Genomic DNA, 26,671 nt, shown 5'->3' on the forward strand with positions numbered 1-26,671 from the left:
CGCGCTCAGTCCTCCCAGGGGGTCGACAGCACGACCGTCGTGCGGGTCGAGACCTCCGCCTTGGCCCGGATGGTCGCGATGAGCGCCTCGAGGTCCTGGGGGGTGCCGACGCGCACCTTGAGCAGGTAGTTGGCGTCGCCGGCGACGCTGTAGCAGGACTCGACGTCGGCGACGTCGCGCAGCCGCTGCGGGATGTCGTCGGGAGCGCGGTGGTCGAGCGGCTCGACGGCGATGAAGGCGGTGAGCGGTCGACCGGCCCGCGCGTGGTCGACCTGGGCGGTGAAGCCGCGGATCACCCCGCGCTCCTCGAGCCGGCGCACGCGCTGGTGCACCGCCGACGTCGACATGCCGATGGCGCGCCCGAGGTCGGTGTAGCTCATCCGGCCGTCGACGACGAGCAGGTCGACGATGCGCTGGTCAGCCTCTTCCATGCGGGTGACGATAGGCGACGGGGCGCCGTGGCGCCGGACGCATAGGCTTCGGCCATGCCGTCTGCGACGCCGCGCCTGCTCCTCCTCGACTCCGCGAGCCTGTACTTCCGCGCCTTCTACGGCGTCCCGGCCCGGGCGGAGGCGCCGTCGGGCATCCCGACGAACGCGGTCGCCGGCTTCGTCGACATGATCGCGACCCTCGTCGTGCGTTACCGGCCGACGCACGTCGCGGCCTGCTGGGACGACGACTGGCGCCCGCAGTGGCGGGTCGACGCGGTCCCCACGTACAAGTCCCACCGCGTCGCCGAGGACGCCGCAGAGGGCGAGGAAGTGCCCGACGAGCTCGGTCCCCAGGTGCCCGTCATCGCGCAGTGCCTCGAGGTGCTGGGCGTGCCCAAGGTCGGAGCCGCCCACTACGAGGCCGACGACGTCATCGGCACCCTCGCCCACCACTACCGCGGGGTCATGCCCGTCGACGTCGTGACGGGTGACCGCGACCTCTTCCAGCTCGTCGACGACGCCTCGGGCACGCGGGTCATCTACACCGCCCGCGGCGGCGTGCGCGACCCCGACGTCGTCGACCAGGCCTACCTGCGCACGAAGTACGACGTGCCCACGGGCGACGCGTACGCCGACATGGCGGTGCTGCGCGGAGACACGAGCGACGGCCTGCCCGGCGTCGCCGGTATCGGTGAGAAGACCGCTGCCCGGCTCATCGCCACCCACGGCTCGCTCGAGGGCATCCGCGCGGCGATCGCCAGCGGCGACCCGTCGATCAAGGGCGCCCAGCGTGCCCGGCTGGAGGCGGGCAGCGACTACCTCGACGCCGCCCCGCGCGTCGTCGCCGTGGCGCGGGACGTGCCGGTGACGGACGTCGACCTGACGATCGGCCCGGAGCTGCCCGACCCGGCGGGGATGAGCCGGCTCGCGCTCGACCACGGCATCGCCGGTCCCCTCGGCCGGGCGGCGGCCGCGCTGTACCCGCAGGCCGACTGACCCGGCCCCGCTCCCCCTTCGCCCTGCCCGCGGCGTCCCGGTGCCGGCCGCGTCAGTCGATGCGGTCGGCGGCGACGACGCCGCGCATGACGGCGTCGATCGCCTTGCGCGCGGTGCTGCGCAGCCGGTCCTCCTCGGAGGCCTTCGCGATCTGGTCGAGCAGGTCGACGATCTGCTTGCACCGGCGCACGAAGTCGCCCGCGGTGAGGTCGGAGTCGAGGAGCACCTCGTCGAGCCGGCGGCCGCTCGCCCAGCGGTGCACCTGCCAGGCGATCCCGGCGTCGGGCGGGTCGGTGGGGTCGAGCCCCGCGGTGTGCTCGCGAGCCTCGATGTCGCGCCAGCGCTCCTGCATGTCCTCCCAGGCGATGGCGAGGCCGTCGGTCGGGATCCGCGGCATGAGGTCGGCGTCGTCGCGCCGCGGCTCGTAGACGAGCATCGAGACGGCGGCGGCGAGCTCGGCCGGGGTGAGCTGCTTCCACGTGCCGGCGCGCAGGCACTCGGCGGCGAGGAGGTCCTTCTCGGAGTAGAGCCGGCGCAGTCGGGCGCCGTCCGCGCTCACGGCGTCGCCGCCCTCGTCGAGGTAGCCGAGGTCGACGAGCACGGACACGACCCGGTCGAAGCGGGCCGCGACCGAGCCGGTCCGCGAGTCGACGGTGCGCTGCAGGGCGCTCTGCTCGCGCTTGAGGCGCCACCAGCGCTCGGACCACCGCGCGTGCTCCTCGCGGTCCGGGCACGCGTGGCACGGGTGCGCCCGCAGCTCCTGGCGCAGGCGCACGAGCCGGGCGTCCTCTCCCCCGGCGGCCTCCTTCGCCTCGCGCCGGATCGACGGCGCCCCCTCGTGGGGCGCCTTGACCCGCAGCGTCGTCGCGAGATCGGTCCGGTGCCGGGCCGAGCGGGGGTTGAAGGACCGGGGCACCGCGAGCTTGCCGAAGGGGGTGACCGGCCCGTCGAGGTCGGAGGTCGTGAGCCGGCGCACCTGCTTGTGCTCGGTGAGCACCATGGGCTCGCCGGACTGCCCCTTGTAGGGCCGGGCCGGGATGACGACGACGGCCAGGCCGGAGCGGCGGCCCCCGATGCGGATGATGTCGCCGGTCTCGAGGGAGTCGAGGGAGACGGCGGTCTCGGCGCGACGGGTCGCCGAGCGCTGCCTGCGCCCGGACTTCTCGAGGTCGCTGATGCGGTGGCGGATCTGCGCGTACTCGCGGAAGTCGCCGAGCTCGCAGTGCATCGCCTCGGCGTAGCCCTCGAGCGACTCCTGCTGGGAGCGGACCTTCGAGGCCAGGCCGACGACGGCCCGGTCGGCCTGGAACTGCGCGAAGGAGCTCTCGAGGATCTCGCGGGCGGTCTGGCGTCCGACGGTCGCCACGAGGTTGACCGCCATGTTGTACGTCGGGGCGAAGGAGCTGCGCAGCGGGTAGGTGCGGGTCGAGGCCAGGCCCGCCACCGAGAGCGGGTCCATGCCGCGCGACCACACGACGACGGCGTGGCCCTCGACGTCGATGCCGCGTCGGCCCGCCCGGCCGGTCAGCTGGGTGTACTCGGCGGGGGTGATCTCGACGTGCGCCTCGCCGTTGAACTTCACGAGCTTCTCGAGGACGACGGTGCGAGCGGGCATGTTGATGCCGAGGGCCAGGGTCTCGGTCGCGAAGACCGCCTTGACCCGGCCCGCGGTGAAGAGCTCCTCGACGACCTCGCGGAAGATCGGCAGCATGCCCGCGTGGTGGGGCGCGTACCCGCGCTCGAGGCCGGCGAGCAGCTGGTGGTAGCCGAGGACCGTGAGGTCCTCGCCCTCGAGCACGGCCGAGCGCTCCTCGAGGGTGCGCCGGTTGCGCTCGCCCTCGGCGGCGCTGATGAGCCGGACGTCGTTGCCGAGGAGCTGCCCGACGGCGCCCTCGCAGCCGACCCGGCTGAAGATGAAGGTGATCGCGGGGAGCAGCCCCTCGCGGTCGAGCTGGGTGATGACCTCGGTGCGCGAGGCTCCGCCGCCGAAACGCTGACGCGCCCCGCCCTGGGACCGCCCGCCCCGGCCGCGCCGGTCGCGGTCCCGCCCGCCCCGGCCCCGGGCCGGGCCGTCCTCGCCGGAGCGCGAGGCGCTGCGCACGGCGTCCATGAGCAGCGGGTTGACCCGCCACCGGTCGGCATCGTCGCTCGGCGTCGCGCCGTCGACGAAGATGTCGTAGACCTCCTTGCCGACCTGCATGTGCTGCCACAGCGGCACCGGCCGCTCCTCGGAGACGACGACGACGTTGCCGCCGCGCACCTCGTCGAGCCAGTCGCCGAACTCCTCGGCGTTGCTCACCGTCGCCGAGAGCGAGACGAGCTGCACGGACGGCGCGAGGTGGATGATGACCTCCTCCCACACGGCCCCGCGGAAGCGGTCGGCGAGGTAGTGCACCTCGTCCATGACGACGAAGCCCAGGCCCTCGAGCGTGCTGCTGCCCGCGTAAATCATGTTGCGCAGCACCTCGGTCGTCATGACGACGACCGGCGCCTCGCCGTTGATCGAGGTGTCGCCGGTGAGCAGACCGACCTGCGCGTGCCCGTGGCGGGCGGCGAGCTCGTGGTATTTCTGGTTCGACAGGGCCTTGATGGGGGTCGTGTAGAAGGCCTTCTGCCCGCGCTGGAGCGCGAGGTGCACGGCGAACTCCCCGACGATCGTCTTGCCGGCTCCCGTCGGCGCCGCGACGAGCACGCCGTGCCCGGCGGCGATGGCCTCGCAGCCCTCGATCTGGAAGGGGTCGAGCGGGAAGTCGACCCCGGCGGCGAAGGCGTCCACGGCGTCTGACATGTCGTCAGGCTAACCGGGCGGGTGGGTCAGATCAGGATGCGCACCGCGCCGGGCACGACGTCGACGTCCACGGGCAGGGGGTAGAGCCGCTCCCCGTCGGCGTAGGCGACGACGCCGGGTGCGTCGAGACGCACGGAGCGCGCCCGGTGCACGCTCACAGCGGGGTGCCCGAGATGGGCGCCGCGGAAGACCTTGGGGAAGACGCGCAGGAGCTCCGGCACGCTGATCTCGTCGACGACGAGCACGTCGAGCAGGCCGTCGGCCATGTCGGCGTCGGGGGTGACGCGCATGCCCCCGCCGTAGGCGCGCCCGTTGCCGACGCACACGAGCATCGCGCGGTGGTGGGACACCTCGCCGTCGAGGGTGAGCGTGTACGGGATCGGGGCGAAGGTGGGCAGCTCGCGGGCGATCGCGAGGTTGTAGCGGGCCGGTCCGCGGGGCCACCGCATCGTGTTCGCCCGCTCGTTGACCAGGGCGTCGAAGCCGCCGCACAGGACGCCGAGGTACCACCGCTCCTGGCTGGCGTCGGTGCTGCGCACCCGGCCGAGGTCGACCGCGCGGGCCGAGCCGTGCAGCACCCGCTCGACCGCGGCCTCGACGTCGCGCACCGGCAGCCCGAGCTCACGGGCGTTGTCGTTGCCGGTGCCGACGGCGACGACGCCGAGGGGCACCTCGGTCTGCGCGCAGATGTTGACCCCGAGGCCGACGGCCCCGTCACCACCGGCGACGACGAGGGTGTCGACCTCGCCGTCGCGGACCGCACGGCGGGCCTTGGCCTCGGCCCGGCGGGCGTCGAGCCCGGTGAGGTCGACGACCTCGGCACCGCCGCGCTCGAGCAGGTCGGCGACGGTCGTGCCGACCCGGGCGCCGGCGTTCTTGCCGGCCGTGGGGTTGACGAGCAGACCGATGCGGCGAGAGCTCATGACGACAGCCCGCGTCTCAGTCGAGCGCGGAGGCCTGGTCCTCCGGCGTGTCGAGCCAGGCCGGTCGGGCCTGCTCCCGCTTGCGGGTGATGAGCATGCCGATCCCGCAGGCGCCGAAGTACAGCACGACGAGCGGACCCGCGAGCAGGAACATCGTGAAGGGGTCCGGCGTCGGCGTGATGACCGCCGCGGCGACGAAGATGAGCAGCACCGCCGGGCGCCACGCCCTGAGCATCTGGCGGCCGGTGAGCACACCGATGGCGCACAGCGCGACGAGGACGACCGGCAGCAGCCACGACGCCCCGAAGGCGAAGATGAAGCGCATGACGAAGGTGAAGTAGTCCGTCGTGCTCTGGATGTTCGAGCTCGTGTCCTCGTCGGGGGTGAAGCCGTAGAGGATGATGAGGGCCTTCGGCAGCGTGTAGTAGCCGAAGGCGCAGCCCGCCGCGAAGAGCGGCACGGTGGCGCTGAAGAAGGCACCGGAGATGCGCTTCTCGCGCTTGGTCAGGCCCGGGACGACGAAGGCCCAGATCTGCCACAGCCAGATCGGGCTCGTCATGAGGATGCCGGCGAAGATCGAGATCGACAGCTGCTGGCTGAAGGCCGCCGTCGGGTTGCCGAAGTTCAGCGCGATGACGCTCTCGGGGTGCAACCGCTTGTACTCGCGGAAGGGCGAGGACAGGTGCTCGTAGATCGGTGTGTAGTAGATCCAGCCGACGACCGTCCCGACGACGACGGCCGCCGCTGCGATCATCAGCCGGCGCCTCAGCTCGATGAAGTGAGCCTTGAGGGGCATCCGCCCCTCGGGGTCCTTGGGCGTGCGTCGTCGGGTGGCCACGGCGGCGTGCGAGAGCGGCGCGAAGGGGGGTGTCGTCAGACGACCGGGCCGGAGGTGTTGTCCGTGCGCGGCTTCGTCTCGTCGATGAGGGCGTCGCCCTGGCGGTGGGTGACGTCGTCACGCACCGGGGTGCCAGCGGAGGTGATGGTGCCGGACTCGCGGGCCTTCTTGGCCTCCTCGCGAGCGCGGTCCTCCTCCTTCATCTCGTTGACCTCGGACTTGAAGACACGAGCGGACTTGCCCAGGCTGCGGGCGGCGTCGGGGAGCTTCTTGAAGCCGAAGAGGAGCAGGATGAGCAGAGCGATGATGAGCAGTTCGCCGGGACCGAGCCACTGAGGCATGGCGGACGCCTTTCACGAGATGGTTGGACGCCTGCGAGTGTACGCCCGTCAGGCTGGGTAGCCGCTGAGCGCGGCGAGCGCACGGGCGCGCACCGCGTCGACGGCGGGCTGCGGCGCCTCGAGCACCGCGTGCCCCCCGCAGCCGAGGACGAGCCGGGCCAGCCAGGCGTCGTCGCGGGCCGTGAGCCGCACCCGCAGGTCCTCGCCGACCTCCTCCTGCGACAGGGTCGGGTAGTACTCGGCGACCCAGCGGGCGCGGGGCCGCAGGAGCAGGGTGACGACGCGGTCGTCGGGCGCCCCCGAGTACGCACCCTGGGACAGGTCGCGCGAGACCGCCTGCGGCGGCGGGGTGCCGTCGGCGTCGAGCAGCTCGATCGCCTCGACGCGGTCGAGGCGGAAGAGGCGCGTGTCCTGGGCGAGGTGGCACCAGCCCTCGAGGTACCAGTGGCCGTCGAGCGCGACGACCCGCATGGGGTCGACGTCGCGCTCGGTGCGCTCGTCGCGCGAGGGCACGAGGTAGGTGAGGTGGACCCGGCGGCGCTGCTGCACGGCGCTGCTCGCGGTCTGGAGCACCTCGTGGTCGCGCTCGCCCTCGGCGACGACGCCGACCCGGTCGATGCCGGGCAGGGACCCGGTCGCCTGCTCGAGGGTGGCCAGGGCGCGCCGCACGGCGTCGGAGGGGCCGACGCCGGAGGCCTCGAGCGCGCGCAGGCCCACGATGATCGTCGTGGCCTCCGCGACCCCGAGGCGCAGCGGGCGGCTGATCGTCTCGGCGTTGTCAATGTAGACGTGGCCCTGCTCGTAGCTGACGTCGATGAGCTCGTCGGTCATCGGCCCGTACCCGCACATGAAGAGCAGGTCGAGGTCGTCGCGCAGCTGCTGCTCGCTGACCCCGAGACCCTCGGCGGCCTCGGAGAGCGCGATGCCCTGGCGCGAGACGAGCCACGGGACCATCGTCAGCAGCCGCGAGACCCGGGTGGTCGCCGGCTCGGCGGGCGTGCGGGGGCTCATCGGGCTCCTCCGAGGCTGGCGAGCACGCCCTCGAGGCGTGACCGGACGGCGGTGACGAGCTCCCCGGGCGACTCGGCCACGACGTCTCCGCCGTACCCGGCGAGCTCGTCGGCCAGGGCGTGCGTCGAGGAGTGCTCGACCTCGAGACGGTCCCACCCCTCCCCCGCGTCGGTGCTCGCGCGGGCTCGGCGGCGCAACGCGTGACCGGCGCCGGTGCGCACGCGCACCGTGGCCACGGTCGTCGGGCGGTCACCCTGGGCGAAGCGTGCGACCGCGCCCTGCGGGTCGAGGTCCTCGGGGCGCTGGTGGGTGATCTCGCCCCCGGTGCGCACGGCGGACGATATTCGCGAGAGGCGGTAGATCCGCTGGCCCTCGCGGTCGAGGTCGTACCCGGTGAGGTACCACCGGCCGTGCCACGACGTGAGAGCCCAGGGGTCGACCCGTCGGGTCTGCGGCTCCGCGGCCCCGGAGCGGGTGTAGTCGAAGGTCACCGTCCGGGCGGCGACGGTCGCCTCCTGCAGCGCGGGGAAGGAGGGCTCGGAGCCGCCGAGGGTGGGCTCGATGCCGACGAAGGGGTCCTCCGTCGCCCCGTCGCCGGGCTCGAGCGAGGCGACCTTGCGCCAGGCCGTCGCGGCGCTGGGCGCCATCGCCGCGTGGGTCCACACGCGGCTGGCCAGGCCGATGACCGCGAGCTCGTCGGGGGCGAAGGAGAGGTCGGGCAGCGCGTAGTCGCGCTGGTCGATCCGGTAGCCCGGCTCGTCCTCGAAGGCTCCGCCGATCTGCTCGGTGACGAGCGGGATGCCCAGACCCCGCAGCTCGTCCTTGTCGCGCTCGAACATGCGGTCGAAGGCCTCGTCGGACTCGACGCCCTGGTACGCCTCGACCATCGTGCGGATGCGCGCCTTGGGCAGGGCCCGGCGGGTCGAGAGCAGGCACATCGTGAGGTTCATCAGCCGCTCGGTCTTGGCCCGAGGGGTGTTGCTGACGGCCACGCGCTCTCCCTTCGCCGCTCGCGCCGCTGCGGCGCACACCCGACGCTACCCGAGGGTCGCGAGGCGGGCAGATAGCCTTCGCGCCATGATCCACTGGCGCCGCGGCACGGTCTCGTCCGTCACGGGCGGCTGGGGGCCGGTGGTCACCGTCGACGTCGAGCTCGACGAGGGCGGCGTCATGGCCGCGCTCGCCGACACCCCGCTCGTCGGCACCCCGCGGGTGGGCGACACGGTGCTGCTCAACGCGAGCGCGCTCCTCAAGGGGCTGGGCACCGGGGGCCAGGCCCTCGTCGTCGCGATCCCCGACGCGCTGCCCCCGGACCCCGTCGCAGCCGACGGCTCCCGACCGCCCGGCCACATCGTCAAGGCGCGCTACGCGCCGCTGCAGACGATGGTCCTCGCGCTCGAGGAGCAGGAGTCGCCCCACCACGAGGCGATGGCCGACCACCCCCAGGTCGTCGCCGGTGACCTCGAGGGCATGCCAGTCGTCGCCGCCGAGCTGCACTCGGCCCTGCCGGCCGTCGTCGCCGGCATCCACGCCGACCGCCCCGGCGCTCGCGTCGCCTACGTCATGACCGACACGGGCTCGCTGCCGCTCGGCCACTCCCGTCTCGTCGCCGCGATGCGCGAGACCGGGATGCTCACGAGCACGACGAGCGTCGGCCAGGCGTACGGCGGGGAGCACGAGACGATCACCCTGCACTCGGCGCTGCTCGCGGCGCGGTACGTCCTCGGCGCCGACGTCGTCGTCGTCGCGCAGGGGCCGGGCAACGCCGGCTCGGCCACGCCGTGGGGGTACTCCGGCATCAGCCAGGGCGAGGTTCTCAACACCGTGCACACGCTGCACGGTCGTGGGGTCGCGGTCCTGCGTGTCTCCGCGGCCGACCCGCGCGGTCGTCATCGCGGGCTGTCGCACCACACGGCGACGACGCTGGGCCGGGTGGTCCTCGGGTCGGCCGACGTGCCGCTCGCCGACGACGACGACCTCTCCCCCGGTCTGCGCGACGCGGTCGAGGCCGTCTGCGCGTCCGCGATCGGTCGCCTCTCCCCCGTCCTGGTCCCCGCCGCCGGGCTCGACGAGGCGCTGCGCGCCTGCCCGGTGCCGCTCACGACGATGGGCCGCGGCTACGCGTCCGAGCGCGCGGCCTTCGTCACCGCCGCCGCCGCCGGCCGCCACGCCGCCGCCCTCCTCTGACCCCCCTTCGGCCTCGTCCCCACTTTCCCGCCCAGGGCGGGAAAGTGCGACCTCGGGAAAGAAATGTTCTTGCCCGAGGTCGAATGTTCCCGCCCAGGGCGGGAAAGCTGAGACAGCCCCCGGACGCACCACGGGCCCCCGACCGGCGTACCGGTGGGGGCCCGAGGCGTGGGGCGAAGGGGGTGTCAGCCGACTCCTCAGCCGACGGAGACGAGGTCGACGACGAAGATCAGGGTCTCGCCGCCCTTGATCGCGCCGCCGGCGCCGCGGTCGCCGTAGCCGAGGTGCGGCGGGATGGTGATCTTGCGACGACCACCCTCCTTCATGCCGAGCAGGCCCTGGTCCCAGCCCTGGATGACCTGGCCGACGCCGACGGTGAAGGCGAGCGGGGCGCCGCGGTTCCACGAGGCGTCGAACTCCTCGCCGGTGCTGTGGGCGACGCCGACGTAGTGCGCCTTGATGGGGTCGCCGGGGGTGGCCTCACGGCCGTCGCCGACGGTGATGTCCTCGAGCACGAGCTCGCTCGGCGGGGTGTCGCCGGGGAACTCGATCTCGGGCTTGGTCGTGCTCGGGTCGAAGGGCATGCGGACCTCCTGGGGTCTGGGGTTGCGGGTGGCGTGGCAGGTCGTCGCGGCGCGAGCGCCGGGTCAGACCTTGCCGAGGACGTCGATGACGAAGACGATCGTGTCGTCCTTGGTGATGCTGCCGTCGGGGCTGCCGGTCTTGCCGTAGCCGTCCTTCGGGGGCACGACGAGCAGGACGCGGTCGCCGACCTTCGTGCCGACGAGCTCCTCGTCCCAGGCCTTGATGACCTGGCCGCCGCCGACCGGCACGGCGAAGGGGCGACGCCCCTCCTGCTTGCTGGAGTCGAAGACCTTGCCGTTCTTCCACAGCGCGCCGGTGTAGCTGACGTAGGCGGTGTCGCCCTTCTTGACCGTCGCCCCGTCGCCCTGGACGAGCGTCTGGGCCGTCGTGGAGCTCGGCGCCTTGCCCTTGGGCATCTCGAAGGTCGCGGCCTTGTCGGTCGAGTAGGTGACCTTGGGCAGGCCGGACTTCGCGGCGACCTCCTTGCCCTCGGCCTCCTTGAGCATGACGTCCTTGACGTCGTAGACCATGACGACGGAGTCGGTCGCGGCGACGCCGAGCTGCTCGTTGCCGGTCTCGCCGAACATCTCCTTCGGCGGGACGACGGCGGTCGCGGTGCTGCCGACCTTCTGGCCGACGATGCCGTTGCGCAGGCCGGGGAAGATCTGCTCGTTGCCGAGGTCGATCGCGATGGGGTCCGCGGTGTAGGTCTCGGTGTTGGGGATCGGCTTGCCGCTGGTGCCGTTGTAGAGGGCGATGTCGACGGTGACGACGTCGTCCTTGCTCACCGGGGCGCCCTTGCCCTCCTTGACCGTCTTGACCTCGGTCTTCGAGGTGGAGACGCTCTTGTCCTCGAGGGCGATCTTCGGGGCGGCCTTCTCGGTGCCGGCGGTGACCTTCACCTGGTCCACCGCCCCCGAGGAGGCGGCCTCCGGGGCCTCGGTGTCGTCACCGCCGCAGGCGGTGAGGGTCAGTGCAGCGGCCGCGGTCAGCGCCACGGTCGCGCGGGCACGTGAGATCACGAGGAGTCCTTCGTCTTGGGGGTGACTTCTCCTCCACCATAACCACAGCCCCCTGAGAGCCGCCTGATCGAGCCGTCCGACGGCCCTGGTCGGCGGGCCCTGCTCAGGGCGCCGCGGCGGGCTCCGGCGAGGCGGGGCGCATCGAGGCGATGAGGGCGTCGACCCGCTCGTCGACGGCGGCGAAGGGGTCCTTGCACAGGATCGTGCGCTGGGTCGCGTCGTTGAGCTTGAGGTGGACCCAGTCGACGGTGAAGTCGCGGCCGTGCTCGCGCGCGGCCCGCACGAAGTCGCCGCGCAGCCGGGCCCGCGTGGTCTGCGGAGGGGTGTCGACGGCGGCCGCGACGCGGGCGTCGTCGACGACGCGGGCGACCCGCCCGGCCCGCTGGAGCACGTGGTGCACCCCGCGCTGCGGGTCGATGTCGTGGTAGGCGAGGTCGAGCTGGGCGATGCGGGGGTCCTCCATGCCCACTCCCCTGCTCGCGGCGTAGGCGTCGAGCAGCCGGTGCTTGACGACCCAGTCGACCTCGGTCGCGACGAGGTCGAGCCGGTCGGTCTCGATCGCGGTGAGCGTGCGCTGCCACAGCTCGACGACCTGGGTGGTCACCGCGTCGTCGATCCCCTCGCGCTCGACGAGCTCGAGGACTCCGGCCAGATAGGCCTGCTGCAGCTCCAGGCCGCTCATCTGGCGACCGTCGGCGAGCCGGACCGTGGCGCGCCCGGTGATGTCGAGGCTGATGTCGCGGATCGCCCGGATGGGGTTCTCGAGACGCAGGTGGTCCATCCGCACGCCCGACTCGAGCATCCGCAGGACGAGCGAGGCGGATCCCACCTTGAGCAGCGTCGTCGTCTCGGTCATCGTCGAGTCGCCGACGATGACGTGCATCCGGCGGTAGCGCTCGGCGTCGGCGTGGGGCTCGTCGCGGGTGTTGATGATGGGGCGCGAGCGCGTCGTCGCCGACGAGACGCCCTCCCAGATGTGGTCGGCCCGCTGGCTCACCGAGAAGACCGGTCCCTGGCTCGTCGACATCACCTTGCCCGTGCCGGCGACGAGCTGGCGCGAGATGAGGAAGGGCAGCAGCCCCTCGGTGATCGCCCCGAAGTCGTCGGTGCGGGCGACGAGGAAGTTCTCGTGGCAGCCGTAGGAGTTGCCGGCGGAGTCGACGTTGTTCTTGAAGACGTAGATCTCGCCGTCGACCTCGTCCTCGGCGAGCCGGGTCTGCGCGTCGTCGACGAGCTGCTGGACGACGAGCTCGCCGGCGCGGTCGTGCGCGACGAGGTCGAGCAGGTCGTCGCACTCGGCGGTCGCGTACTCGGGGTGGCTGCCGACGTCGAGGTAGAGCCGCGCGCCGTTGCCGAGGAAGACGTTGCTCGAGCGGCCCCACCGCACGACCGAGCGGAACATGTACCGCGCGACCTCGTCGGGCGTGAGGCGCCGCCTGCCCTGCGACGTGCACGTCACGCCGAACTCGGTCTCGATGCCGTAGATGCGCCGCTCCATGGCGCCCAGGCTAGGGGCAGCGCCCCCGGCCCGGACCGGCGGCTACTCGCCGCCCTTCTGCACGAAGCTCTTGACGAACTCCTCGGCGTTGGTCTCGAGCACGCCGTCGATGTCGGAGAGCACCGAGTCCAGCCCCTCGTCGCGCGCGGCGTTGCTCGCGCTCACCTGGCCGAAGGCGTCGTCGCCGGGGGTCTCGTCCCCGCCGCCGCCACCGCTGCGCCGCACCTGCTCCTGACCGGCCATCACCGGCTCCTCTCGTCGACGGGTCGAGCCCCCAACCTATGCCCCGAGCGCCTCGACGACCTCGGTGACCGTGTCGTGGGCGAGCGCGGCCGCGGTCGCGTCACGGCCCAGGGCGGTCGGCTCGGGCATCGAGATGCGCGCGACCCCGCGGGGGACGCGCAGCACGACGGAGTCCCAGGACGCGGAGATGACGTCGGGGGCGTGGTCGCGCACGAGCCGCCCGCGCAGCCAGGCACGGGTGTCGGCCGGCGGCGTGGTCACCGCCGCCTCGACCTCCTCGGGCGTCGTCAGCCGGGTGATCCGGCCGGCCGCCTCGAGGCGGGCGAAGACCCCCTTCGCCGGACGGATGTCGCTGTACTGGATGTCGACCGCCTGCAGCCGCGGGTCGCCCCACGCGAGCCCGTCGCGGTCGCGGTAGCCCTGGAGGATCGAGAGCTTGGCGACCCAGTCGAGGTCCTTCGCCGCCGACATCGGGTCGCTCTCGAGGAGCGTGAGGACCCGGTCGAGATGGGCGAGGACCTCGTCGGTCGCCTCGTCGCTGCCGTGCCGCCCGAGGTGATCGCCGATGAGCTCGCGGTAGGCCCACAGGAGCTGGACGGCGGTCATCCGCCGGCCGTCGGCGAGCTCGACGAGCGCGGTGCACGTCGGGTCGTGCGAGACCTCGCGCAGGGCCCGAAGGGGGTCGCGCAGGGCGAGCCGACCGCGCACCGCGTCGGCCTCGACGAGGGCGAGGACGAGCGAGGTCGAGCCCATCTTCAGCAGGTTCGCGACGTCGGCGAGGTTGGCGTCGCCGACGATGACATGGAGACGCCGGTAGCGGTCGGGGTCGGCGTGCGGCTCGTCCCGGGTGTTGATGATCGGGCGGCGGAAGGTCGTCTCCAGACCCACCTCGGCCTCGAAGAAGTCGGCCCGCGAGCAGATCTGGTAGCCCGCGCCCTCGCTCTCGCGGCCCAGGCCGACGCGGCCGGCCCCGATGACCACCTGACGCGCGACGAAGAAGGGCGTGAGGTCGCGCACGACCCGGGCGAAGGGGGTGGCGCGGTCGAGCAGGTAGTTCTCGTGGGTGCCGTAGGAGGCGCCCTTGCCGTCGGTGTTGTTCTTGTAGAGCGTGACTCCCGGCGGCCGGGTCGACAGCAGCTCGACGGCCTCGCGCATGACGAGCTCGCCGGCCCGGTCGTGCACGACGGCGTCGCGAGGGGTCATCACCTCGGGCGAGGAGTACTCGGGGTGGGCGTGGTCGACGTAGAGGCGCGCGCCGTTGGTGAGCACGACGTTGGCCAGGCCCGGCTGCTCCTCGTCGGTGAGCTGGGTCGGGTCGGCCTCGTCGCGGGGCATCGAGAAGCCGCGGGCGTCGTGCAGCGGCTGCTCGTCGGAGTAGTCCCACGCCCCGTGCGTCGCGCGCAGCCCGTGCTCCCTCGCGTAGCGCGAGACGACGAGACCGGAGGTCTGGACGGGGTCGGCCCACGGCTGACCGGGCACGGAGATGCCGTACTCGGTCTCGATCCCCATGACTCTGCGCACGCTCATGTCCCCCAGCGTAGGAGGGCGCGGTTCAATGGCCGCATGCCCTCCGCGACGCCCTCTGCCTGGATGCCGCTGCGGACGAGGGCGCTCGCCGCCCTCCTGCGCGCGACGAGCGGACCGGTCGACACGATCAGCCCGGCCCGGCTGGCCCGCACCCGTCGGCGGGTGCCCCTCCATCGGCCCCTGACGTGGGCGATCGGCACCCCGACGAAGGGGGTGACGACGACGGTCCGCGAGGTCCCGGTGCGCGACGGGGCCCGCGTGCGGGTCCGGGTGCACCGGCCGGACGACGTCGAGGGGGCGCTGCCGGTCGTCATGCACTTCCACGGCGGCGGCTTCGCGATGGGGCACCCCACCGCCTTCGACCCCGTGTGCACGCGCGTCGCCCAGGTCGCCGGGGCCGTCGTCGTCTCGGTGGGCTACCGCATGGCCCCCGAGCACCGCGCGCCGACCGCCGTGCACGACTGCGCCGACGTCACCCGGTGGGTCCTCGCGCACGCCGCCGAGCTGGGCGCCGACCCCGACCGGCTGGCCCTCACCGGCGACAGCGCGGGCGGCAACCTCGCCGCGGCGGTGGCCCAGGGGCTCGTCGCCGACGGCGTGAGCGCCCTGCGCCACCTCGCCCTCACCTACCCCGCGCCCGACCTCACCGAGCGCGAGGTCGACCTCGTCCTCGAGCAGGAGGACGTCGAGGTGCCGCCGCACGGCTTCCCCGTCATCACCCCCGACATGCTGCGCGCCTTCCGCAGCCTCTACCTCGGCGACCTCGACGGCAGCGACCCGATCGTCTCCCCCGCCCGCGGCGAGCTCGCCGGTCTGCCCCCCACCCTCGTGCAGACCGCCGAGCTCGACCCCCTCCGTCTCGACGGCGAGGCCTTCGCCCAGGCCCTGCGCGACGCGGGCGTGCCCGTACGGCACACCCGGTACCGCGGCTCGCCGCACGGCTTCCTCTCCCTGCCCGGGCTCACGGCCGCCGGGCACCCCGCGCTCGAGGAGCTCGCCGCCGAGATGGCCCACCACCTGCGCCCGACGGCGGAGCCCGCATGACCGCGCGTCCCCACCTGGCCCGGCCCCGCCCGGCTCGTGCCCCGCGACCGGCGCTGCGCACCCGGGTGGTGACCGACCTCCTCGAGCGGCTGGGGCGCCGCCCGGTCGAGGACTCCGACCTCGACGACATCCGGGCCAAGCGCGAGACCGTCTACCCGACCCGCGCCCCCTTCACGTGGATCACCGGGCCCGTCGGCCGCGGGGTGCGGGTCGAGACGGCGAGCGCCCCCGTGCGCGACGGGGCGCGCATCCCCCTTCGCTGCTACCTGCCCGCGATGCCGGGCCCACTGCCCCTCCTCGTCTTCTTCCACGGTGGCGGGTGGGTGCAGGGCTCGACCGCGATGTACGACCCGTTGTGCTCGCGCCTGGCCGAGCAGGTCGGGGCGGTCGTCGTCAGCGTCGACTACCGGATGGCCCCGGAGCACCTCTTCCCCACCGCCGCCCACGACGCCGTCGACGTCGTCTCCTGGCTCGTCGAGCACGGGGCGAGCCTGCCGGTGCTCGCCGCCGCCGACCTCACGAGGGTCGGTCTCGTGGGCGACAGCGCGGGCGGCAACCTCGGCGCCGTCGTCGCCCAGCAGCTGCGCGACCTGCGCGGTCCCGAGGGCGAGCCCGTCCTGCGCCACCAGGCCCTGATCTACCCGGCGACCGACCTCACGATGAGCTCCCCGTCCATCGACGAGCACGCCGACGGCCCGGTGCTCACCCGTGCGGGCATCACGGCCTTCCGCGCGCTCTACCTCGACGGCACCCTCGGCGTGCGCGAGGACCACCGGGCCGACCCGCGCCACCGCGACCCGCTCGCCTCTCCCCTGGCCGGCGACGCGACCGGGGTCGCCCCGGCGCTCGTGCAGGCGGGCGAGCTCGACCCCCTTCGCGACGACGCGACGCGGTACGCGGAGCACCTCGCCGAGGCCGGTGTGCCGGTGCGGTGCACGACCTACCGCCGGCTGCCGCACGGCTTCGCCTCGATGCCCGGCGCCTGCCCGGGGGCCGACGCCGCGCACGCCGAGCTCGTGGGCGAGATCGCGCACCACCTGCACGCGTCGGTAGGCTCGCAGCGCCCGCTCGCCGTCGGCGACGCCGAGGACCAGGAGCACGCGCAGTGAGAGAGATCGTCGTCTTCTCCGGCAGCGCCCACCGAGAGCTCGCCGAGCGGATCTGCGACCAGCTCGGCGTGCCGCTCTCGCCGAGCCGCACGACCCGATTCAGCAACGACTGCCTCCAGACCCAGCTGCTGGCGAACTGCCGCCAGCGCGACGTCTACGTCGTCCAGCCGCTCGTCGCGCCGACGCAGGACCACCTCATGGAGCTGCTCCTCATGCTCGACGCCGCCCGGGGCGCCTCGGCCGCGCGGGTGACCGCCGTCGTGCCGCACTACGCGTACGCGCGCTCGGACAAGAAGGACGCCTCGCGCATCTCGATCGGCGGGCGGCTCGTCGCCGACATGATCACCGCCGCCGGGGCCGACCGCGTCATCACGATGGCGCTGCACGCACCCCAGGTCCACGGCTTCTTCTCGGTGCCGGTCGACCACCTCACCGCGCTCGGCGTGCTCGCCGAGCACTTCCGCGGGCGTGATCTCGACGACGCCGTCGTCGTCTCGCCCAACCTCGGCAACGCCAAGGAGGCGACGCAGTTCGCCCGTCTCCTCGGCCTGCCGGTCGCCGCCGGCAGCAAGCAGCGCACGTCCGACGACACGGTCGTCGTCGAGTCGGTCGTCGGCGACGTGCGGGGCCGGCACGCGATCGTCCTCGACGACGAGATCGCCACCGGCGGCTCCATCGTCGAGCTGCTCGCCAAGCTCGAGGAGCTCGGCTGCACCGGCGCCTCCGTCGCGTGCACGCACGGGCTCTTCGCCGGCCGTGCGGTCGAGCGGCTGCGTGAGCACCCGATGGTCGACGAGGTCGTGACGACCGACACGGTGCCGGCGCCGGACGGCTGGCCGCAGCTCCAGGTGCGCTCGGTGAGCGGCCTCTTCGCCCAGGCGATCTCGCGCATCCACGCCGGGGAGTCGGTCTCGAGCCTCTTCGACGGCGTCGACCCGACGCACGCCCCGCCCCAGCCCTCCCTCTTCGACCGTGCCTGAGCGCGACACCGCGCGCTCCGCCGCGACCGCGCTCGCGCTCGACGTCCTCGTCGTCGCGGTCTTCGTCGTCGTCGGTCGGCGCAGCCATGCCGAAGGGGTGACCCTCGCCGGGTGGCTCGAGACGGCCTGGCCCTTCCTCGCCGGTCTCGTCCTGGGCTGGGTGGGCGTCGTCGCCGGCCTCGGCCGGGCACCCGTCACCCTCGCCACCGGTCTGCCGGTGTTGGTCGCGACGGTCTTCGGCGGGATGGCGCTGCGCGACATGTCCGGTCAGGGCACCGCGCTCCCCTTCGTCGTCGTCGCGACGCTCTCGCTCGCCCTCGGGCTGCTCGGCTGGCGGGCGGTCGCGACCCTGCTCGGGCGACGGCGCACGGCGGCCGCGACGGCACCGGCACCGCACCGGGGCGTCGTGGTCGGCGAGCCCACCCCCGACCCCCTCGGGCAGCGCGAGCTCGGCGAGCAGGACATCACCACACCGGGACGCGGGGTCGTCCCACCGCAGGAGCGCGCCCGCTACGGCCGCCGTCCCGACGCCGAGGCGGACCGCCCGGACGAGGACGCGTAGCCGGCCTCAGCCGAGGTCGATGGACTTGCCGGCGCTCGTGCCCGAGGCGGTGCCGACGAGGGTGCGGATGTAGACGATCCGCTCCCCCTTCTTGCCCGAGACCCGCGCCCAATCGTCGGGGTTCGTCGTGTTCGGCAGGTCCTCGTTCTCGCGCAGCTCGGCCAGGCAGCTGGCGAGGAGGTGCTCCTCGCGCAGGCCCTCGACGCCGGAGGTGAGGTACTCCTTGATCGCGAGCTTCTTCGCGCGGTCGACGACGTTCTGGATCATCGCGCCGGAGCTGAAGTCCTTGAAGTACAGGACCTCCTTGTCGCCGCCGGCGTAGGTGACCTCGAGGAACTGGTTCTCGGGGATCTGGGCGTACATCCGCTCGACGACGGCGTCGATCATCGCGACGACCGTGCGCTCGTGCGAGCCGTCGTGGTCGCCGAGGTCGTGCGGGTGCAGCGGCAGGTCGGCGGTGAGGTACTTCGCGAAGATCTCCCGAGCGGCCTGGGCGTCCGGCCGCTCGATCTTGATCTTCACGTCGAGGCGGCCGGGTCGCAGGATCGCGGGGTCGATCATGTCCTCGCGGTTCGTCGCACCGATGACGATGACGTTCTCGAGGCCCTCGACGCCGTCGATCTCGGCGAGCAGCTGCGGGACGATCGTCGTCTCGACGTCGGAGGACACGCCCGAGCCGCGGGTGCGGAAGAGGCTGTCCATCTCGTCGAAGAAGACGACGACGGGGGTGCCGTCGCTGCTCTTCTCACGGGCCCGGTGGAAGATGAGGCGGATGTGCCGCTCGGTCTCGCCGACGTACTTGTTGAGCAGCTCCGGGCCCTTGATGTTGAGGAAGTAGGCGTTCGTCGCCGTCGCCGCGTCGCGCCCGTCGCGCTCGGCGACCTTGCGGGCCAGCGAGGAGGCGACGGCCTTGGCGATCATCGTCTTGCCGCAGCCGGGCGGGCCGTAGAGCAGGACCCCCTTCGGGGGCTTGAGCTGGTGGCGCTCGTAGAGCTCGGCGTGCAGGTAGGGCAGCTCGACGGAGTCGCGGATCGTCTCGATCTGGCCGGACAGGCCGCCGATGTCCTCGTAGGAGAGGTCGGGCACCTCCTCGAGGACGAGATCGGCGACCTCGGCCTTGGGGATGAGCTCGAGGGCGATGTTGCTGCGGGCCTCGAGGAGCACGGCGTCGCCGACGCGGACGCGCTCGCGGCGCAGGGCCGCGCCCTGGCGCACGACGCGCTCCTCGTCCTGGCGGGCGAGGACGAGCAGACGGCCGTCGTCGAGCAGCTCCTTGACGAGCACGACGTCGCCGGCGACGTCGGGGTCGTGCACCGACACGACGTTCATCGCCTCGTTGAGCAGCACCTCGCGCCCGACCTCGAGCGCGTCGGCCTCGATCGTCGGCGAGACGGCGACGTGCATCTTGCGCCCGTTGCTCAGGACGTCGACGGTGCCGTCGTCGTGGACCCCGACGAGCTGCGCGTAGGCCGACGGCGGCTGGGCCAGGCGGTCGATCTCGGCGCGCAGGGTGACGATCTGCTCCCGGGCGTCCTTGAGCGTGCGCACGAGGCGCTCGTTCTGCGAGGACAGCGTGCTCAGCTGCGAGGTCTTCGTGCTCAGCTCGCGCTGGGTGGTGCGCAGCTGCTCCGCGGGGCTGGGCCCCTGCGGGACCGCGCCGGTGGCTCCGGTGCTCATCGGGTCGTCCTCCTAGGTCGCGTCAGCCCCATCCTCGCTCACGACGTCAGCGCGGCGTCGGGGGCACCACACCCCGGACGAGCTTGCGCATCTTCTTCTCCGACGCGACCCGCTCGCCGAGCGCCTCGCTGCTCCAGTCCTGGCCCTCGGGTCCCAGGTGGCTCGTCGCGTCGAGCATGGCCCCCGTGGGAGCGCCGTCCTGGTCCTCCTCGGCCGGCACGTAGCCGCGGCCGGGGCGGCGCTTGCGCAGGGGCGGGGTGGTGCCCGGCGCGAGGCGCCGGGTGGTGATGAGGAAGCCGGTGTGACCGTGCATGCGGTGCTGGGGACGCACCGCGAGGCCCTCGAGGTGCCAGCCGCGCACGAGGGACTCCCACGCCTCGGGCTCGGTGAAGGTCCCGAAGTCGCGCATCGCCTCGGCGACCTTGCTCAGCTGGGTGGCGGTCGCGACGTAGCAGATGAGCACGCCGCCGGGCGCGAGCGCGTCGGCGACGACCTCGAGGCACTCCCACGGGGCGAGCATGTCGAGCACGACGCGGTCGACGGTGCCGGGCTCGGCGGCGCCGGGCAGGGACTCGACGAGGTCGCCGACGGTGACGGTCCACGCGGGGTGGTCCTCGCCGAAGAAGGCCCGGGCGTTCGCGACCGCGATGTCGGCGAAGTCGGCGCGGCGCTCGAAGGACAGCACCCGCCCGCTCTCGCCGACCGCGCGCAGCAGCGACATCGACAGCGCGCCCGACCCGACACCGGCCTCGACGACGGTCGCACCGGGGAAGACGTCGGCCATGGTGACGATCTGACCGGCGTCCTTGGGGTAGACGACGGCCGCGCCGCGCGGCATCGACATGACGTAGTCCGACAGCAGCGGGCGCAGGGCGAGGTACTCGGTGCCGGCGGTGTTGGTGATCGTCGAGCCGTCGGGCGAGCCGATGAGGTCGTCGTGCTTCACGTGGCCGCGGTGGGTGTGGAACTGCTTGCCCGGGGTGAGGGTGATCGTGTGCATCCGCCCCTTCGGGTCCGTCAGCTGGACGCGGTCGCCCTCACGGAAGGGGCCGCGGCGGTACTGGGATCCGGTGGCAGTCATAGCCCGCGAGTCTACGGACCCGCGGGCGGTGCTCCGGACGACGTCATGGGCGCGGCGGTCGTCCCTGGACCTCGTCGAGCGCCGCGCCGAGCTCGTGGACGGACACGACGCCGGCGAGCACCCCGCCCCGCGTCACCGCGAGGTGGCTGGCACGGGTGTCCTGGAAGGTCCGCACGAGCGCGATGAGGTCCTCCTCGGGGTCGCCCTCGAGGGGGACGACCCACTCGGAGGGCTGACGCGCCATGACGGCGGAGACGGGGGTGCGCTCGCGCAGCTCCTCGGGCACTCCGTCCATCGCGGCGGCCGAGAGCAGGGCGAGCGGGCGGCCGAGGGCGTCGACGACGACGGGCACGCCGTGAGAGGCCTGCGGGTCGACGTCGGCGAGGACGGCGCGCTCCGAGACCGCCCGGGCGGGGCGGATGACGCGGGCCGGGTCGAGGCGGGCGAGCACGCCGAGGGACTGACCGGCGGCGATGGCGGCCGTCGCGCCCTGCCAGAGGAAGGCGCAGATGAGCACGGTCCACACGACGCGGAAGAGGTCGGGCCTGGCCCCGGAGAGCAGCGGCAGGCCGATCGCCCACACGACGACCACGACGACGACGGCCCGCCCGCACCATCCGGCGACGACCCGGCCGCGCGGACGGCTGCCGGTGAGCCGCCACACGGCGGACTCGACGAGCTGCCCGCCGTCGAGCGGCAGACCGGGCAGGAGGTTGAAGGCGGCGAGGAGGACGTTGACGAAGGCGAACGCCCCGAGCAGGCCCGAGGGCACCCCTTCGGGCGCGAAGGGGTGGACCCCCCAGGCGAGCAGACCGAGGACGAGGTTGCTCAGCGGCCCGACGACGGCGATGGCGGCCGCGCTCCCGGGGGTGCCCCGGGAGGGGTCGTACGTCGTGTGCCCGCCCCAGATGTCGGCGACGACGGCGTGGACGCGGTGCCCGACGCCGCGGGCGACGACCGCGTGGGCGGCCTCGTGGACGAGCACGGCGACGAGCAGGCCGACGGCGTAGAGCGCGCCGACGCCGTAGGCGAGGGCCCCGAGGTCCGGGCGGTCCGCGGCGATGCCCGGACCGACGAGGGCGATGACGACGACGGCGAGGATCAGCCACGACGAGCCGACGTAGACCGGCACGCCGCCGACCGACGCGACTCGAAGGCCGGACGGTCGATCAGGGGATGCGGCCATGCGAGGCACCCTAGGCGATAATGAGCACCTCCCCCGATGGCCCTGCCGACAGGACTCCCCCAGACGTGACCTCCCCCGCCCACCGCCCTGACGCCTCCGACGCGCTCGCCGCTCTCATGAGCGAGCGCGTCCTGCTGCTGGACGGCTCGATGGGTGTCTTCATCCAACGCCGGGGCCTGAGCGAGGCTGACTTCCGCGGCGAGCGCTTCGCGGACTGGGAGCGCGAGCTCAAGGGCAACAACGACCTGCTCTCGATCACCGCGCCCGACGTCATCCGCTCGATCCACGACGACTACCTCGCCGCCGGCGCGGACATCATCGAGACCAACACCTTCAGCGCGCAGCGCATCTCCATGGCCGACTACGGCATGGAGGAGCTGTCCTACGAGATCAACTACGAGGCGGCCCGGCTGGCGCGCGCGGCGTGCGACGCCGTCGAGACCCCCGAGCGCCCGCGCTACGTCGCCGGCGCCCTCGGGCCGACGAACCGCACCGCGTCGATCTCGCCGGACGTCAACGACCCGGCGGCGCGCAACATCACCTTCGTCGAGCTCGTCGAGGCCTACCTCGAGCAGGCCCGCGGCCTCGTCGACGGCGGCAGCGACATCCTGCTCGTCGAGACGATCTTCGACACCCTCAACGCCAAGGCCGCGATCTTCGCCCTCGAGACCCTCTTCGACGAGCAGGGCCGCCGCTGGCCGGTCATCATCTCCGGCACGATCACCGACGCCTCGGGCCGCACCCTCACCGGGCAGACGACCGAGGCCTTCTGGAACAGCGTCCGGCACGCCCAGCCGCTCGCCGTCGGGCTCAACTGCGCGCTCGGCGCGGCGGAGATGCGCCCCTACGTCGCCGAGATCTCCCGGGTCGCCGACTGCTTCGTGTCGATCTACCCCAACGCCGGCCTGCCCAACGCCTTCGGCGAGTACGACGAGACGGCCGAGCAGATGGCCGAGGTCGTCGACGGCTTCGTGCGCGACGGCCTCGTCAACATCATCGGCGGCTGCTGCGGCACGACGCCCGAGCACATCGCCGAGCTCGGCCGACGGGTCGAGGGCGTGCCCCCGCGGGTGCCCCCGACCGTCGAGCCGGCGATGCGCCTGTCGGGGCTCGAGCCCTTCACCATCACCGCCGACTCCCTCTTCGTCAACGTCGGCGAGCGCACCAACGTCACCGGCTCGGCCCGCTTCCGCAAGCTCATCCAGGCCGAGGACTACCCGGCGGCGCTGTCGGTCGCCCGCCAGCAGGTCGAGTCCGGCGCCCAGGTCATCGACATCAACATGGACGAGGGGATGCTCGACGGCGTCGCCGCGATGTCGACCTTCGTCAACCTCGTCGGCTCCGAGCCCGACATCTGCCGCGTCCCGCTGATGATCGACTCCTCGAAGTGGGAGGTCATCGAGGCCGGGCTGCAGCGCGCCCAGGGCAAGTGCATCGTCAACTCGATCTCCATGAAGGAGGGCGTGGAGCCCTTCGTCGAGCACGCTCGCCTGTGCCGCAAGTACGGCGCGGCGATCGTCGTCATGGGCTTCGACGAGGACGGCCAGGCCGACACCTACGAGCGCCGTCTCGAGATCGCGCAGCGTGCGTACACGATCCTCACGCAGGAGGTCGGCTTCCCGGCCGAGGACGTCGTCTTCGACCCCAACATCTTCGCCGTGGCGACGGGCATCGAGGAGCACGCGGCCTACGGGACCGACTTCATCGAGGCGACGCGCTGGATCAAGGAGAACCTCCCCCACGCCCTCGTGTCCGGCGGCGTCTCCAACGTCTCCTTCAGCTTCCGCGGCAACAACCCCGTGCGCGAGGCGATCCACGCCGTCTTCCTCTACCACGCGATCGCCGCGGGCATGGACATGGGCATCGTCAACGCCGGCGCGCTCGTGCCCTACGACACCCTCGACGCCGAGCTGCGCGAGCGGATCGAGGACGTCGTGCTCAACCGTCGCGAGGACGCGACCGAGCGGCTGCTCGAGATCGCCGAGGCCCACCGCGGCAGCGGCGAGGTCGAGGCCAAGCAGCTCGACGAGTGGCGCTCCCTGCCCGTCTCCGAGCGGATCACCCACGCGCTCGTCAAGGGCATCGACGACTACGCCGAGAGCGACACCGAGGAGCTGCGGCGCGAGATCTCCGAGCGCGGCGGCAAGCCGATCGAGGTCATCGAGGGCCCGCTCATGGACGGCATGAACGTCGTCGGCGACCTCTTCGGCAGCGGCAAGATGTTCTTGCCGCAGGTCGTGAAGTCGGCCCGCGTCATGAAGAAGGCCGTCGCCTACCTCATCCCCTACATCGAGGCCGAGAAGGACCCGGACGCCCCCGAGCGCAGCAAGGGCAAGGTCGTCATGGCCACGGTGCGCGGCGACGTGCACGACATCGGCAAGAACATCGTCGGCGTCGTCCTCCAGTGCAACAACTACGACGTCGTCGACCTCGGCGTCATGGTCCAGACGCAGAAGATCCTCGACGCCGCCCGCGAGGAGAAGGCCGACATCATCGGCCTGTCCGGCCTCATCACGCCGAGCCTGGACGAGATGGTCGGCGTCGCCGAGGAGATGCAGCGTCAGGGGCTGAGCATCCCGCTCATGCTCGGTGGCGCGACGACCTCGCGCGCCCACACCGCGGTCAAGGTCGACCAGCGCTACGACGGCCCCGTCATCTGGGTCAAGGACGCCTCGCGATCGGTGCCGGTCGTCGCCGCCCTGCTGTCCGACGAGGGCCGCGAGCGCCTCATGGGCGAGGTCAAGGCCGACTTCGACTCGATCCGGGCGCGGCACGCGGCGAAGCAGAACGACCGCCCGCTGCTCTCCCTCGAGCAGGCCCGCGAGCGAGCCACTCCGATGCAGTGGGACGAGGGCTCGGTCCCGCCGGCGCCCAAGGTGCCCGGGCGCACCGTGCTGCGCGACGTGCCGCTCGCCGACATCGTGCCGTACGTCGACTGGCAGCCCTTCTTCAACGCCTGGGAGATGAAGGGCTCCTTCCCCGACATCCTCAACGCGCCGTCGACCGGCCCGGCGGCCCGCAAGCTCTTCGAGGACGCGCAGGACATGCTGCGCCGCGTCATCGACGAGCGCTGGCTCACCGCGAACGCCGTCGTCGGGCTCTTCCCGGCCAACGCGGTCGGCGACTCCGTCGAGGTCTACACGGACGAGTCGCGCACGGAGGTGGCCCACCGGCTGCACATGCTGCGCCAGCAGGGCCAGCACCGCGAGGGCGTGCCCAACCGCAGCCTGGCCGACTTCGTCGCGCCGAAGGAGAGCGGTCTGCCTGATCACGTCGGCGCCTTCGCCGTCACCGGCGGCCTGGGCTCGGCAGAGCACGTGGCCCGGCTCAAGGCAGAGCTCGACGACTACTCGGCGATCCTCCTCGAGTCGCTCGCCGACCGCCTCGCCGAGGGCCTGGCCGAGATGCTCCACGAGCGCGTGCGTCGCGAGCTGTGGGGCTACTCCCCCGACGAGCAGCTCGACAACCGCCAGCTCATCAAGGAGCAGTACGACGGCATCCGTCCGGCTCCCGGCTACCCCGCGTGCCCCGAGCACACCGAGAAGGCGACGCTGTGGGAGATGCTCGACGTCGACGAGATCGGCATGGAGCTCACCGACCGCATGGCGATGTGGCCCGGGGCCTCCGTCTCCGGCTGGTACCTCGGGCACCCCGACAGCCAGTACTTCGTCGTCGGCCGGATCGGCCGCGACCAGGTCGAGGACTACGCGCAGCGCAAGGGGTGGACGCTCAAGGAGGCCGAGACCTGGCTCTCGCCGAACCTCGGCTACCACCCCGAGGACTGATCGACGATCACGACGACCCTGCCCTCGCTCTCGCCGTCGCGGGCGGCGGACTTCAAGGCGTGCCCGCTGAGGTACCGCTTCCGGGCCGTCGACCGGCTCGACGAGGCGCCGTCGGCCGCGGCGGCCCGGGGCACGCTCGTGCACGCGGTGCTCGAGGCGCTCTTCGACCTGCCCGCGCCCGAGCGCACCCCGGACGCCGCCGTGGCTCTCGTGCCCGGTCGCTGGGCGGCGATGCTCGCCGAGCGTCCTGAGCTCGCGACGCTCGTGGGCACCGACGACGGGCCCGACGAGCAGGCCTGGTACGCCCAGGCGGAGGCGCTCGTCCACCGGTGGTTCACCCTCGAGGACCCGACCCTGCTGGAGCCGCACGAGCGCGAGAGCCGGGTCGAGGTCGAGGTCGACGGGCTGCGGCTGCGCGGCATCATCGACCGGCTCGACGTCGCACCGACCGGCGAGGTGCGGGTCGTCGACTACAAGACCGGGCGGTCCCCCTCGGAGCGCTTCGAGGGCCGGGCGCTCTTCCAGATGCGCTTCTACGCGCTCATCATCTGGCGCAGCACGGGCCGGGTGCCCGACCTGCTCCAGCTCGTCTACCTGCGCGACGCCCAGGTCATCCGCTACTCCCCCGACGAGGCGGACCTGCTCGCGCTCGAGCGCAACGTGCGGGCGGTGTCGGCCGCGATCCAGCGCGCCCACGAGAGCGGTGACTGGCGACCGAGCCCGTCGCGGCTGTGCTCGTGGTGCGACTTCCGAGCGCTGTGCCCCGCCTTCGGCGGCACGCCGCCCCCGCTGCCACCTCGTGACGGCGTCATCGCCGGGTCGGGCGACCTCGTCCTCGACGCCGTGGACCTCTAGGT

23 protein-coding genes are annotated in these 26,671 nt (G+C 72.9%); 8 read left to right on the forward strand and 15 right to left on the reverse strand.

All coding sequences use genetic code 11. The features are described 5' to 3' along the window. Positions 1-5: 5 nt before the first annotated feature. Positions 6-431 carry an Lrp/AsnC family transcriptional regulator gene (locus ABIB53_RS10005; RefSeq protein WP_354588061.1) on the reverse strand — a complete coding sequence of 142 codons (426 nt, stop codon included), beginning with the start codon at positions 429-431 and terminating at the stop codon, positions 6-8. Between the two features lie 54 nt (positions 432-485). Between ABIB53_RS10005 and ABIB53_RS10010 the strand changes: the two genes are divergently transcribed. After that, a complete protein-coding gene (locus tag ABIB53_RS10010; RefSeq protein ID WP_354588062.1) occupies positions 486-1,427 on the forward strand; it encodes a 5'-3' exonuclease in 942 nt (313 codons plus the stop codon). A 52-nt stretch (positions 1,428-1,479) separates the two neighbouring features. On the opposite strand, the gene ABIB53_RS10015 is transcribed toward ABIB53_RS10010, so the two are convergent. From ABIB53_RS10015 to ABIB53_RS10040, 6 genes are all read right to left on the reverse strand, one after another. Continuing rightward, a complete protein-coding gene (locus ABIB53_RS10015) occupies positions 1,480-4,215 on the reverse strand; it encodes a DEAD/DEAH box helicase (RefSeq protein ID WP_354588063.1) in 2,736 nt (911 codons plus the stop codon). A 26-nt stretch (positions 4,216-4,241) separates the two neighbouring features. Next, positions 4,242-5,138, reverse strand: a complete 897-nt coding sequence (locus tag ABIB53_RS10020) for a diacylglycerol kinase (RefSeq protein WP_201466954.1) — start codon at positions 5,136-5,138, stop codon at positions 4,242-4,244. Between the two features lie 16 nt (positions 5,139-5,154). Further along, on the reverse strand, positions 5,155-5,934 hold the full coding sequence (gene tatC / locus ABIB53_RS10025; RefSeq protein ID WP_068275800.1) for a twin-arginine translocase subunit TatC: 780 nt from the start codon (positions 5,932-5,934) through the stop codon (positions 5,155-5,157). Positions 5,935-6,011: 77 nt separating this feature from the next. Then, the gene (tatA, locus tag ABIB53_RS10030) at positions 6,012-6,317 is read right to left on the reverse strand and encodes a Sec-independent protein translocase subunit TatA (protein WP_229298930.1); all 306 of its coding nucleotides are present in this window, start codon (positions 6,315-6,317) and stop codon (positions 6,012-6,014) included. 48 nt (positions 6,318-6,365) lie between these two features. Next, the gene (locus ABIB53_RS10035) at positions 6,366-7,328 is read right to left on the reverse strand and encodes a helix-turn-helix transcriptional regulator (RefSeq protein ID WP_354588064.1); all 963 of its coding nucleotides are present in this window, start codon (positions 7,326-7,328) and stop codon (positions 6,366-6,368) included. Further along, positions 7,325-8,320 (reverse strand): helix-turn-helix transcriptional regulator, encoded by a 996-nt coding sequence (locus ABIB53_RS10040; RefSeq protein WP_354588065.1) that lies wholly within the window; start codon positions 8,318-8,320, stop codon positions 7,325-7,327. Before ABIB53_RS10040 ends, ABIB53_RS10035 begins: the two co-directional genes overlap by 4 nt. 85 nt (positions 8,321-8,405) lie before the next feature. On the opposite strand from ABIB53_RS10040, the gene ABIB53_RS10045 reads away from it, so the two are divergent. After that, positions 8,406-9,515, forward strand: a complete 1,110-nt coding sequence (locus tag ABIB53_RS10045; RefSeq protein ID WP_354588066.1) for a DUF3866 family protein — start codon at positions 8,406-8,408, stop codon at positions 9,513-9,515. Between the two features lie 197 nt (positions 9,516-9,712). Here ABIB53_RS10045 and ABIB53_RS10050 read toward each other — a convergent pair whose 3' ends face one another. From ABIB53_RS10050 to dop, 5 genes are all read right to left on the reverse strand, one after another. Further along, positions 9,713-10,099, reverse strand: coding sequence for an FKBP-type peptidyl-prolyl cis-trans isomerase (locus ABIB53_RS10050; RefSeq protein ID WP_068275809.1), 387 nt, complete (start codon positions 10,097-10,099; stop codon positions 9,713-9,715). 63 nt (positions 10,100-10,162) lie between these two features. Continuing rightward, entirely contained in the window at positions 10,163-11,122 is a 960-nt protein-coding gene (locus tag ABIB53_RS10055) for an FKBP-type peptidyl-prolyl cis-trans isomerase (protein ID WP_191564917.1), read from the reverse strand. Between the two features lie 103 nt (positions 11,123-11,225). Beyond that, complete coding sequence (gene pafA, locus ABIB53_RS10060) at positions 11,226-12,620, reverse strand: Pup--protein ligase (RefSeq protein ID WP_354588067.1); 1,395 nt, start codon at positions 12,618-12,620, stop codon at positions 11,226-11,228. A gap of 42 nt (positions 12,621-12,662) precedes the next feature. Next, on the reverse strand, positions 12,663-12,863 hold the full coding sequence (locus tag ABIB53_RS10065; RefSeq protein ID WP_068275815.1) for a ubiquitin-like protein Pup: 201 nt from the start codon (positions 12,861-12,863) through the stop codon (positions 12,663-12,665). 36 nt (positions 12,864-12,899) lie between these two features. Continuing rightward, the gene (gene dop, locus ABIB53_RS10070; RefSeq protein ID WP_354588068.1) at positions 12,900-14,390 is read right to left on the reverse strand and encodes a depupylase/deamidase Dop; all 1,491 of its coding nucleotides are present in this window, start codon (positions 14,388-14,390) and stop codon (positions 12,900-12,902) included. 36 nt (positions 14,391-14,426) lie between these two features. Between dop and ABIB53_RS10075 the strand changes: the two genes are divergently transcribed. The 4 genes from ABIB53_RS10075 to ABIB53_RS10090 are packed head-to-tail and all read left to right on the forward strand — an operon-like array spanning position 14,427 to position 18,085. Beyond that, positions 14,427-15,434 (forward strand): alpha/beta hydrolase, encoded by a 1,008-nt coding sequence (locus tag ABIB53_RS10075; protein ID WP_354588069.1) that lies wholly within the window; start codon positions 14,427-14,429, stop codon positions 15,432-15,434. Further along, the gene (locus ABIB53_RS10080) at positions 15,431-16,543 is read left to right on the forward strand and encodes an alpha/beta hydrolase (RefSeq protein ID WP_354588070.1); all 1,113 of its coding nucleotides are present in this window, start codon (positions 15,431-15,433) and stop codon (positions 16,541-16,543) included. The genes ABIB53_RS10075 and ABIB53_RS10080 overlap by 4 nt, the downstream gene beginning before the upstream one ends. Next, entirely contained in the window at positions 16,540-17,523 is a 984-nt protein-coding gene (locus ABIB53_RS10085) for a ribose-phosphate diphosphokinase (protein WP_354588071.1), read from the forward strand. The genes ABIB53_RS10080 and ABIB53_RS10085 overlap by 4 nt, the downstream gene beginning before the upstream one ends. Then, positions 17,516-18,085 carry a DUF3054 domain-containing protein gene (locus tag ABIB53_RS10090; protein WP_354588072.1) on the forward strand — a complete coding sequence of 190 codons (570 nt, stop codon included), beginning with the start codon at positions 17,516-17,518 and terminating at the stop codon, positions 18,083-18,085. Before ABIB53_RS10085 ends, ABIB53_RS10090 begins: the two co-directional genes overlap by 8 nt. A 6-nt stretch (positions 18,086-18,091) precedes the next feature. On the opposite strand, the gene arc is transcribed toward ABIB53_RS10090, so the two are convergent. The 3 genes from arc to ABIB53_RS10105 are packed head-to-tail and all read right to left on the reverse strand — an operon-like array spanning position 18,092 to position 22,029. Next, positions 18,092-19,762 (reverse strand): proteasome ATPase, encoded by a 1,671-nt coding sequence (arc, locus tag ABIB53_RS10095; RefSeq protein WP_083968855.1) that lies wholly within the window; start codon positions 19,760-19,762, stop codon positions 18,092-18,094. Positions 19,763-19,808: 46 nt separating this feature from the next. Then, positions 19,809-20,843, reverse strand: a complete 1,035-nt coding sequence (locus tag ABIB53_RS10100; RefSeq protein ID WP_354588073.1) for a tRNA (adenine-N1)-methyltransferase — start codon at positions 20,841-20,843, stop codon at positions 19,809-19,811. Between the two features lie 43 nt (positions 20,844-20,886). Beyond that, positions 20,887-22,029, reverse strand: a complete 1,143-nt coding sequence (locus ABIB53_RS10105; RefSeq protein ID WP_354588074.1) for a site-2 protease family protein — start codon at positions 22,027-22,029, stop codon at positions 20,887-20,889. 20 nt (positions 22,030-22,049) lie between these two features. Here ABIB53_RS10105 and metH point away from each other — a divergent pair, with 20 nt between their 5' ends. Together metH and ABIB53_RS10115 are read left to right on the forward strand one after the other, a co-directional pair. Beyond that, positions 22,050-25,814 carry a methionine synthase gene (metH, locus tag ABIB53_RS10110; RefSeq protein WP_502914636.1) on the forward strand — a complete coding sequence of 1,255 codons (3,765 nt, stop codon included), beginning with the start codon at positions 22,050-22,052 and terminating at the stop codon, positions 25,812-25,814. Between the two features lie 18 nt (positions 25,815-25,832). After that, the gene (locus tag ABIB53_RS10115; protein WP_354588198.1) at positions 25,833-26,669 is read left to right on the forward strand and encodes a RecB family exonuclease; all 837 of its coding nucleotides are present in this window, start codon (positions 25,833-25,835) and stop codon (positions 26,667-26,669) included. Positions 26,670-26,671 lie beyond the last annotated feature (2 nt).

This window comes from Janibacter sp. UYMM211 (assembly GCF_040547045.1).
Lineage (GTDB): Bacteria > Actinomycetota > Actinomycetes > Actinomycetales > Dermatophilaceae > Marihabitans > Marihabitans melonis.